Here is a 16,569-nt window from a genome sequence, read left to right as displayed (position 1 = left end):
CTAAGCCCTGATCGGGTCAGGGCGGCATTCATCGCTGACTCATTCGCCGCGCTCCAGGCGGGCGATCTCCTCGGCGCGGGCGGCCAGGATCAGGGCCGCGGCGCGGTCCTTGTCCAGGTCCTCGATGCCGAACTCGAGGATTTCGTCGGCAGCCAGATCCGACAGGTCCTCGCTGGTGCGTACGCCATGGCCGGCCAGCGCGTAGGCGGTGGCTTCGTCCATGCCCGGCAGCGACAGCAGGTCCGCCGCCGGCACGCCGTCGTCGTCGCTCTCCTCGGCGGCCAGCGCCTCATTGAGCAGCGCGTCGCGGGCACGGGCGCGCAGTTCCTCGACGATGTCCTCGTCGAAGCCTTCCACCGCCAGCAGCTCGCCGACCGGCACGTAGGCGATTTCCTCGACCGAGTTGAAGCCCTCGGCGACCAGGATCGCGGCGATCTCCTCGTCCACTTCCAGCTTGTCCATGAACAGCTGGCGGGCCACGGCCTGCTCGGCCTCGGACTTGGCCGCGACCTGCTCGGCGGTCATCACGTTGAGCTGCCAGCCGGTCAGGCGGCTGGCCAGGCGCACGTTCTGGCCGCCCTTGCCGATCGCCTGGGCCAGGCGGTCTTCCGCCACCGCCAGGTCCATCGAGTGCTTTTCTTCGTCGACGATGATCGACTGCACCTCGGCCGGCGCCATCGCGTTGATGACGAAGTTGGCCGGGTTGTCGTTCCACAGCACGATGTCCACGCGCTCGCCGTTGAGCTCGTTGGACACCGCCTGCACGCGCGAGCCGCGCATGCCGATGCAGGCGCCGATCGGATCGGTGCGGGTGTCGTGCGCCAGCACCGCGATCTTGGCGCGGTCGCCCGGATCGCGCGCGCAGGCCTTGATCTCGACCAGGCCCTGGCCCACTTCCGGCACTTCCAGCTTGAACAGCTCGATCATGAATTCCGGCGCGGCGCGGCTGATGAACAGCTGCGGGCCACGCGGCTCCGAACGCACTTCGGCCAGGTAGCCGCGCACGCGGTCGCCGGCGCGCAGCACGTCGCGCGGGATGCCCTTGTCCTTGGGAATGAAGGCCTCGGCGTTGCCGCCCAGGTCCACGTAGATGTTGCCGCGCTCGGCGCGCTTGACCACGCCGGTGACCAGCTCGCCGACGCGATCCTTCCACGCGTCCACCACCTGCTGGCGCTCGGCCTCGCGCACGCGCTGCACGATCACCTGCTTGGCGGCCTGCGCGGCGATGCGGCCGAAGTCCGGATTCTCGATCTGCTCTTCGATGTAGTCGCCGACGTCCACGCCTTCGGCCTCGTCGACCGCGTCCATCAGGCGGATCTGCCGGTCGGGCGATTCCATCACCACGTCGTCGGCCACCACTTCCCAACGCCGGAAGGTCTCGTAGGTGCCGTCCTTGTGGTCGATGGTGACGCGCGTCAGCACGTCCTGGTCGGGGTAGCGCTTCTTCGCCGCCGACGCCAATGCGGCCTCGATCGCGTCGAAGATCACTTCGCGCGGCACGCCCTTTTCGTTGGCCACCGCGTCGACTACCAGCAACAGTTCCTTGCTCATTCTTTCGCTCCGCGCGCAGCCTCGTCGACCGCCGGTTCGTTGGATGGTTTCTTATTGGATTTTGCGTTCTTGCCGGCCGGCTTCGGCCCCTTGCCCGGCTTGGTCGGGGCCAGGCCCAGCGCCGCCCAGTCGGGCATGATCCGTGCCTTGTCGATGTTGTCGAAGTCCACCGCCAGTTCGGCGCCGTCGACCTCGAAGGTGATCCGGCCGGCATCGGCGTCGGCCTGCACGATGCGCCCCTGCAGGCGCCGACGGCCCTGCTGCGGCAGCTTCAGCACCACCTTGGCCGATTCGCCCAGGTGGCGGGAAAACTGTTCGGCGCTGAACAGCGGCCGGTCCACGCCCGGTGAGGACACTTCCAGCGTGTAGTTGCCGCTGATCGGGTCTTCCACGTCCAGTTGCGCCGAGACCTCGCGGCTGACCCGCTCGCAATCGTCGATGTTGACGATGCGCTCGGGCTGCTCGGCCAGCGGCACGTCGATGTACAGGCGCAGCGTGGCGCCACCGGGAGCCGGCAGGTACTCCGCCCCCAGCAGTTCCAGGCCCAACGCGTCCACGGTCGGGCCCAGCAGAGTCGCGATTTCGTTTGCCTTGTCGCTCACAGCCTGCCTTGCATCTGAAATGGTTGAAGAATCGGTTCGTGCATTTTCCGGACCCCGGAAACGACAAAGGGCCCTCTGGGCCCCTTGTCCGGTAAAACTCCGGTCACGCTGGATTCCGGTTGCGACGACGGGAACATGCGTCATCGCGAAGCCCAGATTTCCCTGCCGCAGACAACCGATGGACTGGTTGCCGCTGCAGACAAATATGGTAGCGGGGGCAGGATTTGAACCTGCGACCTTCGGGTTATGAGCCCGACGAGCTGCCAGACTGCTCCACCCCGCAGCAGAAGCGGAATTATGAAGAATCAGTGCGTCGATTGCAAGCCCTGATTTTCATCTCGACGCGGTAGCGAGGCTGCCGTGCGAAGGACGCCATGATAACCGCACACGATGGAAAACGAAACAGCAATCGCATCGCCGAATGCAAAAACGCCGACGCCGCCTTGCGGCGGCGTCGGCGGAAACAGCGGGAAAACCGCCCTTTCGCAATCAGGCCAGGTGCGCGAAGGCGCGCTGGCACCACGCCATCAGCGGGCTCCAGGCCAGGCCGAAGGCCAGCAGGCCCAGCGCGTTGACGCCCAATGCCACGCCCAGCACGCGATCGTCGTTGGCCGGCAGCGGCGAACCGACCGGCTCGTCGAAATACATCACCTTGATCACGCGCAGGTAGTAGAAGGCGCCGATCACCGCGCACAGCACCGACAGCACCGCCAGGCCGGTCCACCACAGGTTCTGGTCGGGCACCGCGACCACCGCGCCCAGCACCGCCAGCTTGGCCCAGAAGCCCAGGAAGGGCGGCACGCCGGCCAGCGAGGCCATGATGCACAGCACCAGCAGCGCCATCCACGGGTTGCGCGCGTTCAGGCCCTTGAAGTCGTCGATGTTCTCGGCCTCGAAGCCCTTGCGCGACAGCGCGATGATCGCGCCGAACGACGCGGTGGACATCACCGCGTAGCAGATCGCGTAGAACAGCGCCGCCGCATAGCCGCGCTCGCCGCCGCCGGCCACGCCCAGCAGCAGGAAGCCGATGTGCGAGACCGTGGAGTACGCCAGCATGCGCTTGAGGTTGCTCTGCGCCACCGCCATCAGGTTGCCGACCACCAGCGACAGCGCAGCCAGGCCGCCGATCACCCAGTGCCACTGCGCCGCCAACGGGCCCACGCCCACTTCCAGCAGGCGGTAGGCCATGCCGAACGCGGCCAGCTTGGAGGCCGAGCTGATGAACAGCGCGATCGGCGCCGGGGCGCCCTGGTAGACGTCCGGCAGCCACATGTGGAACGGCGCGGCGCCGAGCTTGAAGGCGACGCCGGCGATCATGAACACGGTGCCGGTGAGCAGCAGCATATGCTCGCGGCCGTTGCCGATCGCCTCGTGGATGCCGCTCAGGCTCAGCGTGCCGGTGGCGCCATAGATCAGCGACATGCCGTACAGCAGCAGGCCGGAGGCCAGCGAACCGAGCACGATGTACTTCATCGCCGCTTCGGTGGCCATGCCGTTGTCGCGGTTGGAGGCGACCAGCGCGTAGGAGCACAGCGCCAGCAGTTCCAGGCCCAGGTACACCATCAGCAGGCTGCCGGCCGACACCAGGATCATCATGCCGACCGTGGCGAACAACACCAGCACCGGGATCTCGCCCTGGTACAGATTGCGCTCGCGCAGGTAGCTCCAGCCGTAGATCAGGGTCAGCGCGCTGAGGCCGACGATCACCGTCTTCATCACGTCGGCGGCGGCGTCGCGCACGAACATGCCGTTGAATACCTCGCCCTGCCCGCCCACGCCGGCCAGCAGCATCGCGAACACCGCGACCAGGATCGCCACCGAGACGATGTGGGTCCAGGCCTTGTTGCGCTCGCTGATGAACAGATCGAGCATCAGCAGGAAGAAGGCACCGGCCGTCAGCACCAGCTCGGGCAGCAGGGGCGGCAGGTCGACGGTGGTCAGAGGCAGCAGCGCAGGGGTGGTCATCATCAAATCTCTGGAATCAATACGCTCGACGGCCGCTTACAGCTTGCTGGTGGCGATCTGCGCCGCCAGCTTCGCGATCGAGGGCTCCATCAGGTCGGTCAACGGCTTCGGATACAGGCCCAGGGCCAGCACGCCGAGCGCGAACACGCCCAGCACCAGCGCCTCGCGGCCGTTGATGTCCTTCAGCTCGGCCACGTGCGCATTGGCGACCTCGCCGAAGAACACGCGCTTGTAAAGCCACAGGGTGTAGGCGGCGGTGATCACCAGGGTGGTCGCCGCGCCGAAGGCCAGCAGCGGATGCGCCTGGAAGCTGGCCATGATGACCATGAACTCGCCGACGAAGCCGCTGGTGCCCGGCAGGCCCGCATTGGCCATGAAGAACAGCATCGCGAAGGTCGCGAACCACGGCATCACGTTGACCACGCCGCCGTAGTCGGCGATGCGGCGGGTGTGCATGCGGTCGTACAGCACGCCCACGCAGGAGAACATGGCGCCGGACACGAAGCCGTGCGAGATCATCTGCACCATCGCGCCCTGCAGGCCCAGCCGCGCGGCGTCGACGCTGCCGAAGCCGACCAGGGCGAAGGCGACGAAGGTGCCGAGGGTGACGAAGCCCATGTGCGCGATCGACGAGTACGCGATCAGCTTCTTCATGTCGTCCTGGACCAGGGCGACCAGGCCGACGTAGATCACCGCGATCAGCGACAGCGCGATCACCAGCCACGCCCACTCGTTGCTGGCGTCGGGCAGGATCGGCAGGTTGAAGCGCAGGAAGCCGTAGCCGCCGATCTTCAGCGCGATCGCCGCCAGGATCACCGAACCGGCGGTCGGCGCTTCCACGTGCGCGTCCGGCAGCCAGGTATGCACCGGGAACATCGGCACCTTGACCGCGAAGGCGATCAGGAAGGCGAAGAACAGCCAGGTCTGCTCCTTGGACGTGAGCGAGAGCTGGTACAGGTCGGCGAGCTGGAAGCTGCCGCCCTTCAGGTACAGGTAGATCAACCCGACCAGCATCAGCACCGAGCCGAGGAAGGTGTACAGGAAGAACTTGACCGCGGCATAGATGCGGCGCGGGCCGCCCCAGATGCCGATGATCAGGAACATCGGGATCAGCATCGCCTCGAAGAACACGTAGAACAGCATCGCGTCGGTGGCGGAGAAGATGCCGACGGTGACGCCTTCCAGGATCAGGAACGCGGCCACGTACTGGTTGACGCGCTTGTCGATCGAGGTCCACGCGCCGATCAGCGCCAGCACCGTGACCAGGGTGGTCAGCACGATCAGCGCGACCGCGATGCCGTCGGCGCCGAGGTTGTAGCCGATGTCGTACGCCGGGATCCAGGCGTGGGTCTCGACGAACTGCAGCGCGTCGCTGGCGTAGTCGAAACCGGTGAGCAGCGGCACGCTGAGCGCGAAGGTCAGCAACGCCACCAGCAGCGACGCCCAGCGTGCCGCACGCGCGTCGCGCACGGCGAGGACCAGGGCGCCGCCGATGATCGGCAGCCAGATCAGGATGGAGAGTAGAGGCCAGTTCGACACGTGTTCTTATTCCGTACAGGTCAACGCCAGAAATGCATCAGCACGCCCAGCAGGGCAATGAGACCGACGATCATCGCGAAGGCGTAGTGATAGAGGAAACCGGATTGCGTGCGACGCAGCAGGTTGGCCGCCAGGTCGATCACGCGTGCGGTGCCGTTGACCATGACGCCGTCCACGACATGCGTATCCACCGCGCGCGACACCTTGCCCAAGCGTACGCCGCCGCCGGCGAAACCGCCGATCCAGAGCTTGTCGAAACCGTACTTGTTCTCGAGGATCCACACCGGCACCGAGAAGGTCTTGCGCGCCTTCGCCGCCAGTTCCGGCTTCCACAGGTACAGGATCCAGGCCAGGACGAAACCGGCCAGGGTCAGGAAGAACGGCGGCTGGGTCAGGCCGTGCAGGGCGAACGCGACCGGGCCATGGAACTCCTCGGCCAGCGCACCGACGGTGTCGCGCGCCGGGTCGTAGAAGTCGACGATGCCGGTGAAGAAGCTGACTGCCTGGCCCTTGATCGCCGCCGCGGCATGGTGCCCCGCCCAGTCGGTGCCGAACAGCATCGGGCCGATGGTGAAGAAGCCGATCGCGATCGACGGGATCGCCAGCAGGATCAGCGGCACCGTCACCACCCACGGCGACTCGTGCGGTTCGTGCGCGCCATGGTGGCCGTGGTGGTCGTCATGCGCATGCGCGTCGTGCGCATGGGACTGCGCTTCGGCGTCGGTGTGGGCGCTGTCGTGGTGGGCATGCACGTCGTGCGCGTGCGCATCGCGGAAGCGCTCCTGACCGTGGAAGGTCAGGAACAGCAGGCGGAAGCTGTAGAAGCTGGTGATCAGCACGCCGCCGAGCACGGCCCAGTAGCCGTAGGTCGCGATCCAGCCATGCGAGGTATGCGCGTGGTGCTGCGCCGCCTCGATGATGGTGTCCTTGGAGTAGAAGCCGGCGAAGAACGGGGTACCGACCAGCGCCAGGGTGCCGATCACGCTGGTCCAGTAGGTGATCGGCATGTACTTGCGCAGGCCGCCCATCTTGCGCATGTCCTGCTCGTGGTGCATGCCGATGATCACCGAGCCGGCCGCCAGGAACAGCAGCGCCTTGAAGAAGGCGTGGGTCATCAGGTGGAACACCGCCGCCGAGTACGCCGACACGCCCAGCGCCACGGTCATGTAGCCCAGCTGCGACAGCGTCGAGTAGGCGACCACGCGCTTGATGTCGTTCTGCACGATGCCGATCAGGCCGGTGAAGAACGCGGTGGTGGCGCCGACGACCAGCACGAAGTTCAGCGCGGTCTGCGACAGCTCGAACAGCGGCGACATGCGCGCCACCATGAAGATGCCGGCGGTGACCATGGTCGCGGCGTGGATCAGCGCCGAGATCGGGGTCGGGCCTTCCATCGAGTCCGGCAGCCACACGTGCAACGGCACCTGCGCCGACTTGCCCATGGCGCCGATGAACAGGCACACGCAGATGATGGTGGACACGTTCCAGGCATGGCCCTGGAACAACTGCACCTGGGCCAGGCCGCCGGCGGCCTCGTTGCCCAGCACCGCGGTGGCGTTGGCGAACACGCTGGCGTAGTCCAGCGTGCCGAACCACAGCAGCACGCCGGCGATGCCGAGGATGAAGCCGAAGTCGCCCACGCGGTTGACCAGGAACGCCTTCATGTTGGCGAACACCGCGGTCGGGCGCTTGAACCAGAAGCCGATCAGCAGATACGACACCAGGCCCACCGCTTCCCAGCCGAAGAACAGCTGCAGGAAGTTGTTGCTCATCACCAGGCTCAGCATCGAGAAGGTGAACAGCGAGATGTAGCTGAAGAAGCGCTGGTAGCCCGGGTCATCGGCCATGTAGCCGATGGTGTAGATGTGCACCAGCAGCGACACGAAGGTCACCACCACCATCATCATCGCGGTCAGGCGGTCGACCATGAAGCCGACGTGGGCCGAATAGTGGCCGACCTCGAAGAAGGTGTAGAGGTTCTGGTTGAACGGCGAGGCGCCCTGCCCCACCAGCTGGTACAGGGTCCAGCACGACAGCGCGCAGCTGACCGCGACGCCGAGGATGGTGGCGAACTGCGCGCCCTTGCGGCCGACCTGACGGCCGAACAGGCCGGCGATGATGCTGCCGACCAGCGGGGCCAGCACCACCGCGATCAGCAGACTCTTGGAGAGCGTAATTTCCATCTGCAGGTCAGCCCTTCAGCGAATCGACTTCGGCCACGTTGATCGTGTGGCGGGTACGGAACAGCGTCACCAGGATCGCGAGGCCAATGGCGGCTTCGGCCGCGGCCACGGTCAGGATGAAGAACACGAACAACTGGCCGGCGGCGTCGCCGAGCTCGCGCGAGAAGGCGACGAAGTTGATGTTGACCGACAGCAGCATCAGCTCGATCGACATCAGCAGCACGATGACGTTCTTGCGGTTGAGGAAGATGCCGGCCAGGGCGATGCAGAACAGCACCGCGCCGAGCGCCAGCAGATGGCCTAGGGAGATCATGGCTGGCCCTCCTGCGATGCCGGCGGAGTGTGGAGCGTGGGCTTTTCGACGTCCATCTTGACGATGCGCAGACGGTCGCTGGCCTTGACCCGCGACTGGTCGCCCGGGTTCTGGGTCTTGATGCCGGTGCGCTTGCGCAGGGTCAGCATCACCGCGGCGACCACCGCCACGGTCAGGATGATCGCGGCGAACTCGAACGGCAGCAGGAACTGGGTGAACAGGGTCTTGGCCAGCCAGGTGATGTTGGAGGTGTCGGCGGCCTGGGCCGCGGCGTTGTCGGCCGGGAACGGCGCCGCGCTACGCGCCTTGACCCCGATCAGGGTGACCATCTGCACCAGCATCGCCACCGCCACCACCAGGCCGACCGGCAGGTAGCGCACCCAGCCTTCGCGCAGGCGGGCGGTGTCGATGTCCAGCATCATCACCACGAACAGGAACAGCACCATGACCGCGCCGACGTAGACCAGCACCAGGGTCACGCCGAGGAACTCGGCGCCCACCAGCAGCCACACGCAGGCGATGGAGAAGAAGGTCAGGATCAGGCACAGCACCGCGTACACGGGGTTGCGCACGCTGATCACCGCGCCGGCGGCGACCGCGGCGATGGTGGCGAAGATCCAGAAAGCGATATTTACCCAATCCATTTCGGAACCTCAGCGGAAGGGAGCGTCGGCAGCGCGGCGCTCGGCGATCTCGGCCTCGAGCCGGTCTCCGATCGCCAGCAACTGCGGCTTGGTGACGATGTTCTCGCCGCGCTTCTCGAAGTGGTACTCCAGCACCTGGGTCTCCACGATCGAATCCACCGGGCAGCTTTCCTCGCAGAAGCCGCAGTAGATGCACTTGAACAGGTCGATGTCGTAGCGGGTGGTACGACGGGTGCCGTCCTCGCGCTTGGTCGAGTCGATGGTGATCGCCAGCGCCGGGCACACCGCCTCGCACAGCTTGCAGGCGATGCAGCGCTCTTCGCCGTTGGGATAGCGGCGCAGCGCGTGCAGGCCGCGGAAACGCGGCGACTGCGGGAACTTCTCCATCGGGTACAGCACGGTGTACTTGGGACGGAACGTGTACTTCAAGGTCAGCCACAGGCCACCGAGCAGCTCGAGCAGCAGCAGGCTCTTGAAGTAATGGGTGATTTTATTCATCGCTTACACGCCCTTCTGGATCACGCCGTAGAACACCATCAATGCCGTCACCGCGATCCACACGATCGTCAGCGGGATGAACACCTTCCAGCCCAGGCGCATGATCTGGTCGTAGCGGTAGCGCGGGAAGCTGGCGCGGAACCAGATGTACGCGCTGGCGAAGAACAGCACCTTCATCAACAGCCACGGCCAGCCGCCGGTCCAGATCCAGTTGACCCAAGGCGAGACGTCGGCGGTGACCCAACCCTGGATCGGGCTCAGCCAGCCGCCCAGGAAGAAGATCGAGACCAGGAAGCTGACCAGGATCATGTTGGCGTATTCGGCCAGGAAGAACAGCGCGAACGCACCGCCCGAGTACTCGACCATGTGGCCGGCGACGATTTCCGACTCGCCCTCGACCACGTCGAACGGCGCGCGGTTGGTCTCGGCCACGCCGGACACCCAGTACACGATGAACAGCGGGAACAGCGGGATCAGGAACCAGTCGAAGAACCCGGAGCTGCCGGCCTGCGCCTGCACGATCGTGCTCAGGTTCAGGCTGCCGGCGGCGATCATCACGCCGACCAGGGCAAAGCCCATCGCGATCTCGTAGCTGACCACCTGCGCTGCCGAGCGCATCGCACCGAGGAACGCGTACTTGGAGTTGGACGCCCAGCCGGCCAGGATGATGCCATACACGCCCAGCGAGGTCATCGCCAGCAGGTACAGCAGGCCGGCGTTGGCGTTGGACAGCACCAGCTTGGCGTCGAACGGCACCACCGCCCAGGCGGCGAAGGCCGGCGCCAGGGTGATCAGCGGCGCGATCACGAACATCGCCTTGTGCGAGCTGCTCGGCTGGATGATTTCCTTGAACAGCAGCTTGAAGACGTCGGCGAAGGCCTGGAAGATGCCCATGCCCACGTACATCGGCCCGTGGCGCACGTGCATCCAGCCGATCAGCTTGCGCTCCCAGACCACGTAGAACGCCACCGCGATGATCACCGGCATGGCGATCACCAGGATCTTCAGCACGATCCACAGGACCACGCCGAGGGCGCCCAGGCCGAGGAACCACTGGTGCAGCGGGTCGACCACGTTCAACAGCATCTCGTTCATGCAGCCACCACCGTCACCCGACCGGCGCCCAGCGGCGCGGTCGCGCCGTGGCCCGTTTCGATCCAGGCCGCGCCCGGCGCGACCCGCTTGTCCGTCGCCAGCGGCAACGTGGCGCTACCCGCCGCGGTGCCGACCTTGACCATCTGCCCGTCGCGCAGGCCCAGCCGCGCCGCTTCGTCCGGATGCAGCGCCACGCCCGGCGCGCGGTTCAGCGGATGCTGCTGCAGCGCTTGCGCGCGGCGCACCACCGCATCGGTGCGGTAGATCGCCGGGCTGGCGGCCAGTTCCAGGCCCTCGTCCTGGCGTGCCGGCTGCGCCGAGCTCGCCGCGGCGACCTCGCGCGGCTGCAGGCCATCGCGCAGCCCGGCCAGGTCGATGAACTCGAAGCCCTGCAGGCCCAGTTCGCCGCCGAGCGCACGCAGCACGCGCCAGCCCTCGCGGGCCTCGCCCGGCAGCTTGCCGCCGGCGCGGGTGCGCTGGTCGCTGCCGTTGAGGTTGGTCAGCGTCGCCTCGATTTCCGGCAGCGCACCGATCGGCAGGATCACGTCGGCCACGTCGCGGGTGGAGGCGCAGGCGAAGTGGCTGAACGCCACCACCTTGGCACCGGCCAGCGCGCTGCGCGCGGCCGCGGCGTCGGCGAAGTCCAGCCCCGGCTCCAGGCCGTACAGCACGTAGGCGCTGCGCGGCTCGGCCAGCATCGCCGCGGCGTTGCGGCCGCGCGGCAGCACGCCGTAGCGCGACAGGCCCAGCGCGTTGGCGCCCTGCGGGATGCGGCACAGCGCCGCGCCGGTGGCGGCGGCGAAGTCGCGCGCGGCCGCACGCAGCGCCGCGGCCTGCGGATGGTTCTCGACCAGCGCACCGACGATCAGCACCGCACGGCCGGCGCCCTGCACCGCCTCGCGCAGCGCGCCGTCGGCCAGCGCCTCGGCGAACTTCGACGGCGCCACGATCTGGCGGCCGGCCTGGTCGAAGGCCACGTCGAAATCGACCGGGTTGATCGAATACACCTTGGTCTGGCGCTGCATCCGCGCCTTGCGCAGGCGTGCATGCAGCAGCGGCAGTTCGTGGCGCAGGTTGCTGCCCAGGATCACCACCACGTCGGCCTGCTCGATCTCCGCCAGCGGCAGCGCGAACGGCTCGGCCAGCGCGGCATCGGAGAAGTCGCGGTTGTACACGCGGTGATCGAGGTTGCCGCTGTCCAGGCCCTCGGCCAGGCGCGCCAGCAGCGCGCCCTCCTCGTTGGAGGTGGACGGATGCGCGAGCACGCCCAGCGCGTCGCCACGGTTGGCCTTGAGGATCTCGCCGGCGGCGGACAGTGCTTCCGCCCACGACACCTCGCGCCACTGTCCGTCGACCTTGCGCATCGGCCGCAGTGCGCGGTCCTCGGCGTACAGGCCCTGGTGCGAGTAGCGATCGCGGTCGGACAGCCAGCACTCGTTGACCGCCTCGTTGTCGCGCGGCACGGTGCGCAGCACTTCGCCGCGACGCACGTGCAGGAACAGGTTCGAACCCATCGCGTCGTGGTAGCCCAGCGACTCGCGCGCCACCAGTTCCCAGGGGCGCGCGCGGAACTGGAACACCTTGTTGGTCAGCGCACCGACCGGGCACACGTCGACCACGTTGCCGGACAGCTCGGTGGTCAGCGGCTTGCCGTCGTAGGTGCCGATCTGCAGGTTCTCGCCGCGGTACATGCCGCCCAGCTCGTAGGTGCCGGCGATGTCCGCGGTGAAGCGCACGCAGCGGGTGCACTGGATGCAGCGGGTCATCTCGGTGGCGACCAGCGGGCCGATGTCCTCGTCCGGCACCACGCGCTTGCGCTCGTTGAAGCGGCTGACCGAGCGGCCATAGCCCAGCGACACGTCCTGCAGTTCGCACTCGCCGCCCTGATCGCAGATCGGGCAGTCCAGCGGGTGGTTGATCAGCAGGAATTCCATGACGCTGCGCTGGTACTTCAGCGCCTTGTCGCTGCGGGTCTGCACCTTCATGCCGTCCATGACCGGCGTGGCGCAGGCCGGCGACGGCTTGGGCGACTTCTCGACGTCGACCAGGCACATGCGGCAGTTGGCCGCGATCGGCAGCTTCTCGTGGTAGCAGAAGCGCGGGATCGGGATGCCGGCCTTGTCGGCGGCCTGGATGATCATCGAGCCCTTCGGCACGACCAGCGACTGGCCGTCGATCTCGACGGTCACATGGCCTTCCGGCACGACCGCCGGGGTCGCGCCGGGATTGTTGGGTTGCGCGCTCATGCGGCGGCTGCCTCCAGCTTCTTGCCGTCAACCATCGAATGACCGTTGACGATGTAGTACTCGAATTCGTCCCAGAACTGGCGCAGGAAGCCCTGGATCGGCCAGGCCGCCGCTTCGCCGAAGGCGCAGATGGTGTGGCCTTCGATCTGCCCGGCGACGGTGCGCAACTGGTGCAGGTCTTCCATCGTGGCCTTGCCGGCGACGATGCGCTCCAGCACGCGGTGCATCCAGCCGGTGCCTTCGCGGCACGGGGTGCACTGGCCGCAGGATTCCTTGTGGAAGAACTGCGAGATGCGGCAGGCGAACTTCACGCAGCACACGCTGTCGTCCAGCACCACGATCGCGCCCGAGCCCAGGCCGGTGCCCAGCGCGCGCAGGGTGTCGTAGTCCATCTGCAGGCCCTTGAGCTGCTCGGCCTTCAGCACCGGCATCGACACGCCGCCCGGGATCGCGCCCTTGAGGGTGCGGCCCGGCTTCAGCCCGCCGGCCATCTCCAGCAGTTCGTCGAAGGTGGTGCCCAGCGGCACTTCGAAGTTGCCGCCCTTCTGCACGCAGCCGGAAACCGAGAAGATCTTCGGACCGCCGTTCTTGGTCTTGCTCAGGCCCAGGAACCATTCCGGGCCGTTGCGGATGATCGCCGGCACCGAAGCGTAGGTCTCGGTGTTGTTGATCGTCGACGGCTTGCCGTACAGGCCGAAATTGGCCGGGAACGGCGGCTTGTAGCGCGGCTGGCCCTTCTTGCCTTCCAGCGACTCCATCAGCGCGGTCTCTTCGCCGCAGATGTAGGCGCCGGCGCCCAGCGCGCCGTAGATGTCGATGTCGATGCCGCTGCCGAGGATGTCCTTGCCCAGCCAGCCATTGGCGTACGCGTCCGCCAGGGCCTGTTCGAAATGTTCGAACGGCTCGTGGTGGAACTCGCCGCGCAGGTAGTTGTAGCCCACGGTGGAGCCGGTGGCGTAGCAGGCGATGGCCATGCCTTCCACCACCGAATGCGGGTTGTAGCGCAGGATGTCGCGGTCCTTGCAGGTGCCGGGCTCGGACTCGTCCGAGTTGCACAGGATGTACTTCTGCGGTGCGCCCTTGGGCATGAACGACCACTTCAGGCCGGTCGGGAAGCCGGCGCCGCCACGGCCGCGCAGGTTCGACTGCTTGACCATCTCGATCACCTGCTCCGGCGGGATCTTCTCTTCGAGGATCTTGCGCAGCGCGGCGTAGCCACCGGTCTTCAGGTAGCTCTCGTAGGACCACGGGGTGTCGTAGTGCAGCGTGGTGTACACCACCTGGTGCGGCTGCGGCGCGGGGCCGACCGGGCCGGTGGGGGCGTGGGGATGCTGTGCCATTGCCGTTACTCCAACCCGTCCAGCAATTCGTCGACCTTGTCCTTGGTCAGATGCTCATGGTAGTGGCCGTTGATGACCATCATCGGTGCGCCGGCGCAACCGGCCAGACACTCTTCCTCGCGCTTGAGGTAGACGCGGCCGTCGGCGGTGGACTGGCCCAGCTTGCAGCCGAGCTTCTTCTCGGCGTGCGCGACCAGGTCTTCGGCGCCGTTGAGCCAGCAGCTGATGTTGGTGCAGAACGCGACGTTGTTGCGGCCGACCTTCTCGGTCTCGAACATCGAGTAGAAGCTGGCGACCTCGTAGGCCCACACCGGCGGCAGTTCCAGGTACTTGGCCACGCCGGCGATCAGCTCGTCGGTCAGCCAGCCCTGGTTCTGCTCCTGCGCCGCGTGCAGGCCCTGCAGCACCGCCGAACGCTTGCGATCCGGCGGGAACTTGGCCAGCCAGTGATCGATGTGCGCGCGCGTCTTGTCGCTCAGCACCACCATCGGATCGACGTCGCGCGCCGCTTCGAAATTACCTGTCGCCTTCATCGGTCGACCTCACCAAACACCAGATCATAGGTACCAATCATCGCCACCACGTCCGCCAGCATGTGGCCGCGCACGATCGCGTCCATCGACGACAGGTGGGCGAAGCCCGGCGCGCGCAGGTGCACGCGGAACGGCTTGTTGGCGCCGTCGGACATCAGGTAGCAGCCGAACTCGCCCTTCGGCGCCTCGACCGCGCAATAGGTCTCGCCGGCCGGCACGCAGTAGCCTTCGCTGAACAGCTTGAAGTGGTGGATCAGCGCTTCCATGTCGTCCTTCATGTCGGCGCGCTTGGGCGGCGCCACCTTGAAGTTCTCGACCATGACCGGGCCCGGGTTGGCCTTCAGCCACTTCACGCACTGCTTGATGATGCGGTTGGATTCGCGCATCTCGGCCACGCGCACCAGGTAACGGTCGTAGCAATCGCCGTTGGTGCCGAGCGGGATGTCGAAATCGACGCTGTCGTACTTGGCGTAGGGCTGCTTCTTGCGCAGGTCCCAGGCGATGCCCGAGCCGCGCAGCATCGCGCCGGTCATGCCCCAGGCATAGGCCTGCTCCGGGGTGACCACGCCGATACCGACGGTGCGCTGCTTCCAGATGCGGTTGTCGGTGAGCAGGGTCTCGTACTCGTCCACGCGCGCCGGGAAGGTGTCGGTGAACGCCTCCAGGAAGTCCAGCATCGAGCCTTCGCGCGCGGCGTTGAGCCGCTTCAGCGCGTTGCCCTTGTGCCAGCGCGATTCCTGGTACTTGGGCATGCGGTCCGGCAGGTCGCGGTAGACGCCGCCCGGGCGATAGTAGGTCGCGTGCATGCGCGCGCCCGACACCGCCTCGTAGACGTCCATCAGCTCTTCGCGCTCGCGGAACGCGTACAGCATCACCGCCATCGCGCCCAGGTCGAGCGCGTTGGAACCGACCCACATCAGGTGGTTCAGGATGCGGGTGATCTCGTCGAACATGGTGCGGATGTACTGCGCACGCTCCGGCGCCTCGATCCCCATCAGGGTCTCGATCGCGCGCACGTAGGCGTGCTCGTTGCACATCATCGACACGTAGTCCAGGCGATCCATGTAGCCGATCGACTGGTTGAACGGTTTGGACTCGGCCAGCTTCTCGGTGCCACGGTGCAGCAGGCCGATGTGCGGATCGGCGCGGACCACGGTCTCGCCGTCCATCTCCAGGATCAGGCGCAGCACGCCGTGCGCGGCCGGATGCTGCGGGCCGAAGTTCATCGTGTAGTTGCGGATTTCCTGCTTGGCTTCGGCAGGATTGCTGGCGAACCCGTCGTGCGCCTGGTGGTACTCGCTCACTTGGCGGACTCCTTCTGTGCTTCGCCCGCCGCAGTCTGGTAGCGCGCATCGTCGCGGATCACGCGCGGCACGCCCACGCGCGGTTCCACCGAGGTGACCGGCTCGTAGATCACGCGCTGCTTCTCTTCGTCGTAGCGCACTTCGACGTTGCCGATCAGCGGGAAATCCTTGCGGAACGGATGGCCGACGAAGCCGTAGTCGGTGAGGATGCGGCGCAGGTCCGGGTGCCCGGAGAACACCACGCCGAACAGGTCGAACGCCTCGCGCTCGAACCAGTTCGCGCCCGGCCAGATGTCGGTGACCGAGGCCACCACCGGCAGGTCTTCGTTCGGCGCGTAGCAACGCACGCGCAGGCGCTGGTTATGGCGGTAGGAGATCAGCTGCGCCAGCACCGCGTAGCGCTGCTGCGGGACCGGCATCGGCTGCACGCCGGCGGCGGTCTCGGCGCTGGGGAACTCGCCCCAGGCGAAGCGGCCCATGGCCTTGCCTTCGACGCCGCGGCTGAAGCCGTGCGAGGACACGTCCGAGGTGTCCCACTCGTCGCTGCCGTAGCCCAGGTAGTCCACACCGCACAGGTCGGACAGCTGTTCGAAACCGAACTCGTCGCGCAGCGCCAGGCAGGTGGCGTGCCAGGCGTCGGCCGGCACTTCCAGGGTGACTTCGCCGCGCGGAAGGGCCACGAAGACCTGGCTGCCGGGGAAACGGGCGCCGAGTCGGTCGCTAAAGGAAGATGCTTGCTCTGCCATGGGGGCTTGG

Annotated in this window: 14 protein-coding genes and 1 tRNA gene; all 15 read right to left on the bottom strand. The window is 66.9% G+C overall.

Going from position 1 to position 16,569, the window contains the following annotated elements; all coding sequences use genetic code 11:
* Positions 1 to 39: 39 nt before the first annotated feature.
* Positions 40 to 1,551 carry a transcription termination factor NusA gene (gene nusA / locus M3U25_RS02790; protein ID WP_017908136.1) on the bottom strand — a complete coding sequence of 504 codons (1,512 nt, stop codon included), beginning with the start codon at positions 1,549 to 1,551 and terminating at the stop codon, positions 40 to 42.
* Positions 1,548 to 2,153 carry a ribosome maturation factor RimP gene (rimP, locus tag M3U25_RS02785; protein WP_355495064.1) on the bottom strand — a complete coding sequence of 202 codons (606 nt, stop codon included), beginning with the start codon at positions 2,151 to 2,153 and terminating at the stop codon, positions 1,548 to 1,550. The genes nusA and rimP overlap by 4 nt, the downstream gene beginning before the upstream one ends.
* Positions 2,154 to 2,359: 206 nt before the next feature.
* Positions 2,360 to 2,436, bottom strand: a tRNA-Met gene (locus M3U25_RS02780).
* Between the two features lie 206 nt (positions 2,437 to 2,642).
* Positions 2,643 to 4,118, bottom strand: coding sequence for an NADH-quinone oxidoreductase subunit NuoN (gene nuoN, locus M3U25_RS02775; protein ID WP_355496320.1), 1,476 nt, complete (start codon positions 4,116 to 4,118; stop codon positions 2,643 to 2,645).
* Between the two features lie 36 nt (positions 4,119 to 4,154).
* Positions 4,155 to 5,657 carry an NADH-quinone oxidoreductase subunit M gene (locus tag M3U25_RS02770; protein ID WP_242156718.1) on the bottom strand — a complete coding sequence of 501 codons (1,503 nt, stop codon included), beginning with the start codon at positions 5,655 to 5,657 and terminating at the stop codon, positions 4,155 to 4,157.
* A gap of 20 nt (positions 5,658 to 5,677) precedes the next feature.
* Positions 5,678 to 7,840 carry an NADH-quinone oxidoreductase subunit L gene (nuoL, locus tag M3U25_RS02765; protein WP_355495068.1) on the bottom strand — a complete coding sequence of 721 codons (2,163 nt, stop codon included), beginning with the start codon at positions 7,838 to 7,840 and terminating at the stop codon, positions 5,678 to 5,680.
* A gap of 7 nt (positions 7,841 to 7,847) precedes the next feature.
* A complete protein-coding gene (nuoK, locus tag M3U25_RS02760) occupies positions 7,848 to 8,153 on the bottom strand; it encodes an NADH-quinone oxidoreductase subunit NuoK (protein WP_017908131.1) in 306 nt (101 codons plus the stop codon).
* Complete coding sequence (locus M3U25_RS02755) at positions 8,150 to 8,797, bottom strand: NADH-quinone oxidoreductase subunit J (RefSeq protein WP_242156716.1); 648 nt, start codon at positions 8,795 to 8,797, stop codon at positions 8,150 to 8,152. The genes nuoK and M3U25_RS02755 overlap by 4 nt, the downstream gene beginning before the upstream one ends.
* Positions 8,798 to 8,806: 9 nt before the next feature.
* The gene (gene nuoI / locus M3U25_RS02750) at positions 8,807 to 9,295 is read right to left on the bottom strand and encodes an NADH-quinone oxidoreductase subunit NuoI (protein WP_012915532.1); all 489 of its coding nucleotides are present in this window, start codon (positions 9,293 to 9,295) and stop codon (positions 8,807 to 8,809) included.
* A gap of 3 nt (positions 9,296 to 9,298) precedes the next feature.
* Complete coding sequence (gene nuoH / locus M3U25_RS02745; RefSeq protein ID WP_160947095.1) at positions 9,299 to 10,390, bottom strand: NADH-quinone oxidoreductase subunit NuoH; 1,092 nt, start codon at positions 10,388 to 10,390, stop codon at positions 9,299 to 9,301.
* Positions 10,387 to 12,636 (bottom strand): NADH-quinone oxidoreductase subunit NuoG, encoded by a 2,250-nt coding sequence (nuoG, locus tag M3U25_RS02740; RefSeq protein ID WP_355495075.1) that lies wholly within the window; start codon positions 12,634 to 12,636, stop codon positions 10,387 to 10,389. The genes nuoH and nuoG overlap by 4 nt, the downstream gene beginning before the upstream one ends.
* Positions 12,633 to 13,976, bottom strand: coding sequence for an NADH-quinone oxidoreductase subunit NuoF (gene nuoF, locus M3U25_RS02735; RefSeq protein WP_209031858.1), 1,344 nt, complete (start codon positions 13,974 to 13,976; stop codon positions 12,633 to 12,635). The genes nuoG and nuoF overlap by 4 nt, the downstream gene beginning before the upstream one ends.
* Positions 13,977 to 13,981: 5 nt before the next feature.
* Positions 13,982 to 14,509 carry an NADH-quinone oxidoreductase subunit NuoE gene (gene nuoE / locus M3U25_RS02730; RefSeq protein ID WP_048489486.1) on the bottom strand — a complete coding sequence of 176 codons (528 nt, stop codon included), beginning with the start codon at positions 14,507 to 14,509 and terminating at the stop codon, positions 13,982 to 13,984.
* Positions 14,506 to 15,813 carry an NADH-quinone oxidoreductase subunit D gene (locus M3U25_RS02725; protein ID WP_242156714.1) on the bottom strand — a complete coding sequence of 436 codons (1,308 nt, stop codon included), beginning with the start codon at positions 15,811 to 15,813 and terminating at the stop codon, positions 14,506 to 14,508. Before M3U25_RS02725 ends, nuoE begins: the two co-directional genes overlap by 4 nt.
* A complete protein-coding gene (locus M3U25_RS02720; protein ID WP_242156713.1) occupies positions 15,810 to 16,559 on the bottom strand; it encodes an NADH-quinone oxidoreductase subunit C in 750 nt (249 codons plus the stop codon). The genes M3U25_RS02725 and M3U25_RS02720 overlap by 4 nt, the downstream gene beginning before the upstream one ends.
* Positions 16,560 to 16,569: the final 10 nt, after the last annotated feature.

The sequence above is a fragment of the Xanthomonas sp. PPL134 genome (assembly GCF_040595915.1).
Taxonomy (GTDB): Bacteria; Pseudomonadota; Gammaproteobacteria; order Xanthomonadales; family Xanthomonadaceae; genus Xanthomonas_A; species Xanthomonas_A indica.
The sequence above is the reverse complement of the archived record's forward strand: the minus strand, read 5'-3'. Positions and strand labels throughout refer to the sequence as shown.

What these genes read in the sequence shown, in the direction of transcription:
- nuoI (WP_012915532.1), bottom strand. Translation starts at nt 9,295, where the DNA reads ATGAATAAAATCACCCATTACTTCAAGAGCCTGCTGCTGCTCGAGCTG.
- nuoG (WP_355495075.1), bottom strand. Translation starts at nt 12,636, where the DNA reads ATGAGCGCGCAACCCAACAATCCCGGCGCGACCCCGGCGGTCGTGCCG.
- nuoK (WP_017908131.1), bottom strand. Translation starts at nt 8,153, where the DNA reads ATGATCTCCCTAGGCCATCTGCTGGCGCTCGGCGCGGTGCTGTTCTGC.
- nuoN (WP_355496320.1), bottom strand. Translation starts at nt 4,118, where the DNA reads ATGACCACCCCTGCGCTGCTGCCTCTGACCACCGTCGACCTGCCGCCC.
- nuoF (WP_209031858.1), bottom strand. Translation starts at nt 13,976, where the DNA reads ATGGCACAGCATCCCCACGCCCCCACCGGCCCGGTCGGCCCCGCGCCG.
- nuoE (WP_048489486.1), bottom strand. Translation starts at nt 14,509, where the DNA reads ATGAAGGCGACAGGTAATTTCGAAGCGGCGCGCGACGTCGATCCGATG.
- nuoH (WP_160947095.1), bottom strand. Translation starts at nt 10,390, where the DNA reads ATGAACGAGATGCTGTTGAACGTGGTCGACCCGCTGCACCAGTGGTTC.
- M3U25_RS02755 (WP_242156716.1), bottom strand. Translation starts at nt 8,797, where the DNA reads ATGGATTGGGTAAATATCGCTTTCTGGATCTTCGCCACCATCGCCGCG.
- nuoL (WP_355495068.1), bottom strand. Translation starts at nt 7,840, where the DNA reads ATGGAAATTACGCTCTCCAAGAGTCTGCTGATCGCGGTGGTGCTGGCC.
- M3U25_RS02720 (WP_242156713.1), bottom strand. Translation starts at nt 16,559, where the DNA reads ATGGCAGAGCAAGCATCTTCCTTTAGCGACCGACTCGGCGCCCGTTTC.
- nusA (WP_017908136.1), bottom strand. Translation starts at nt 1,551, where the DNA reads ATGAGCAAGGAACTGTTGCTGGTAGTCGACGCGGTGGCCAACGAAAAG.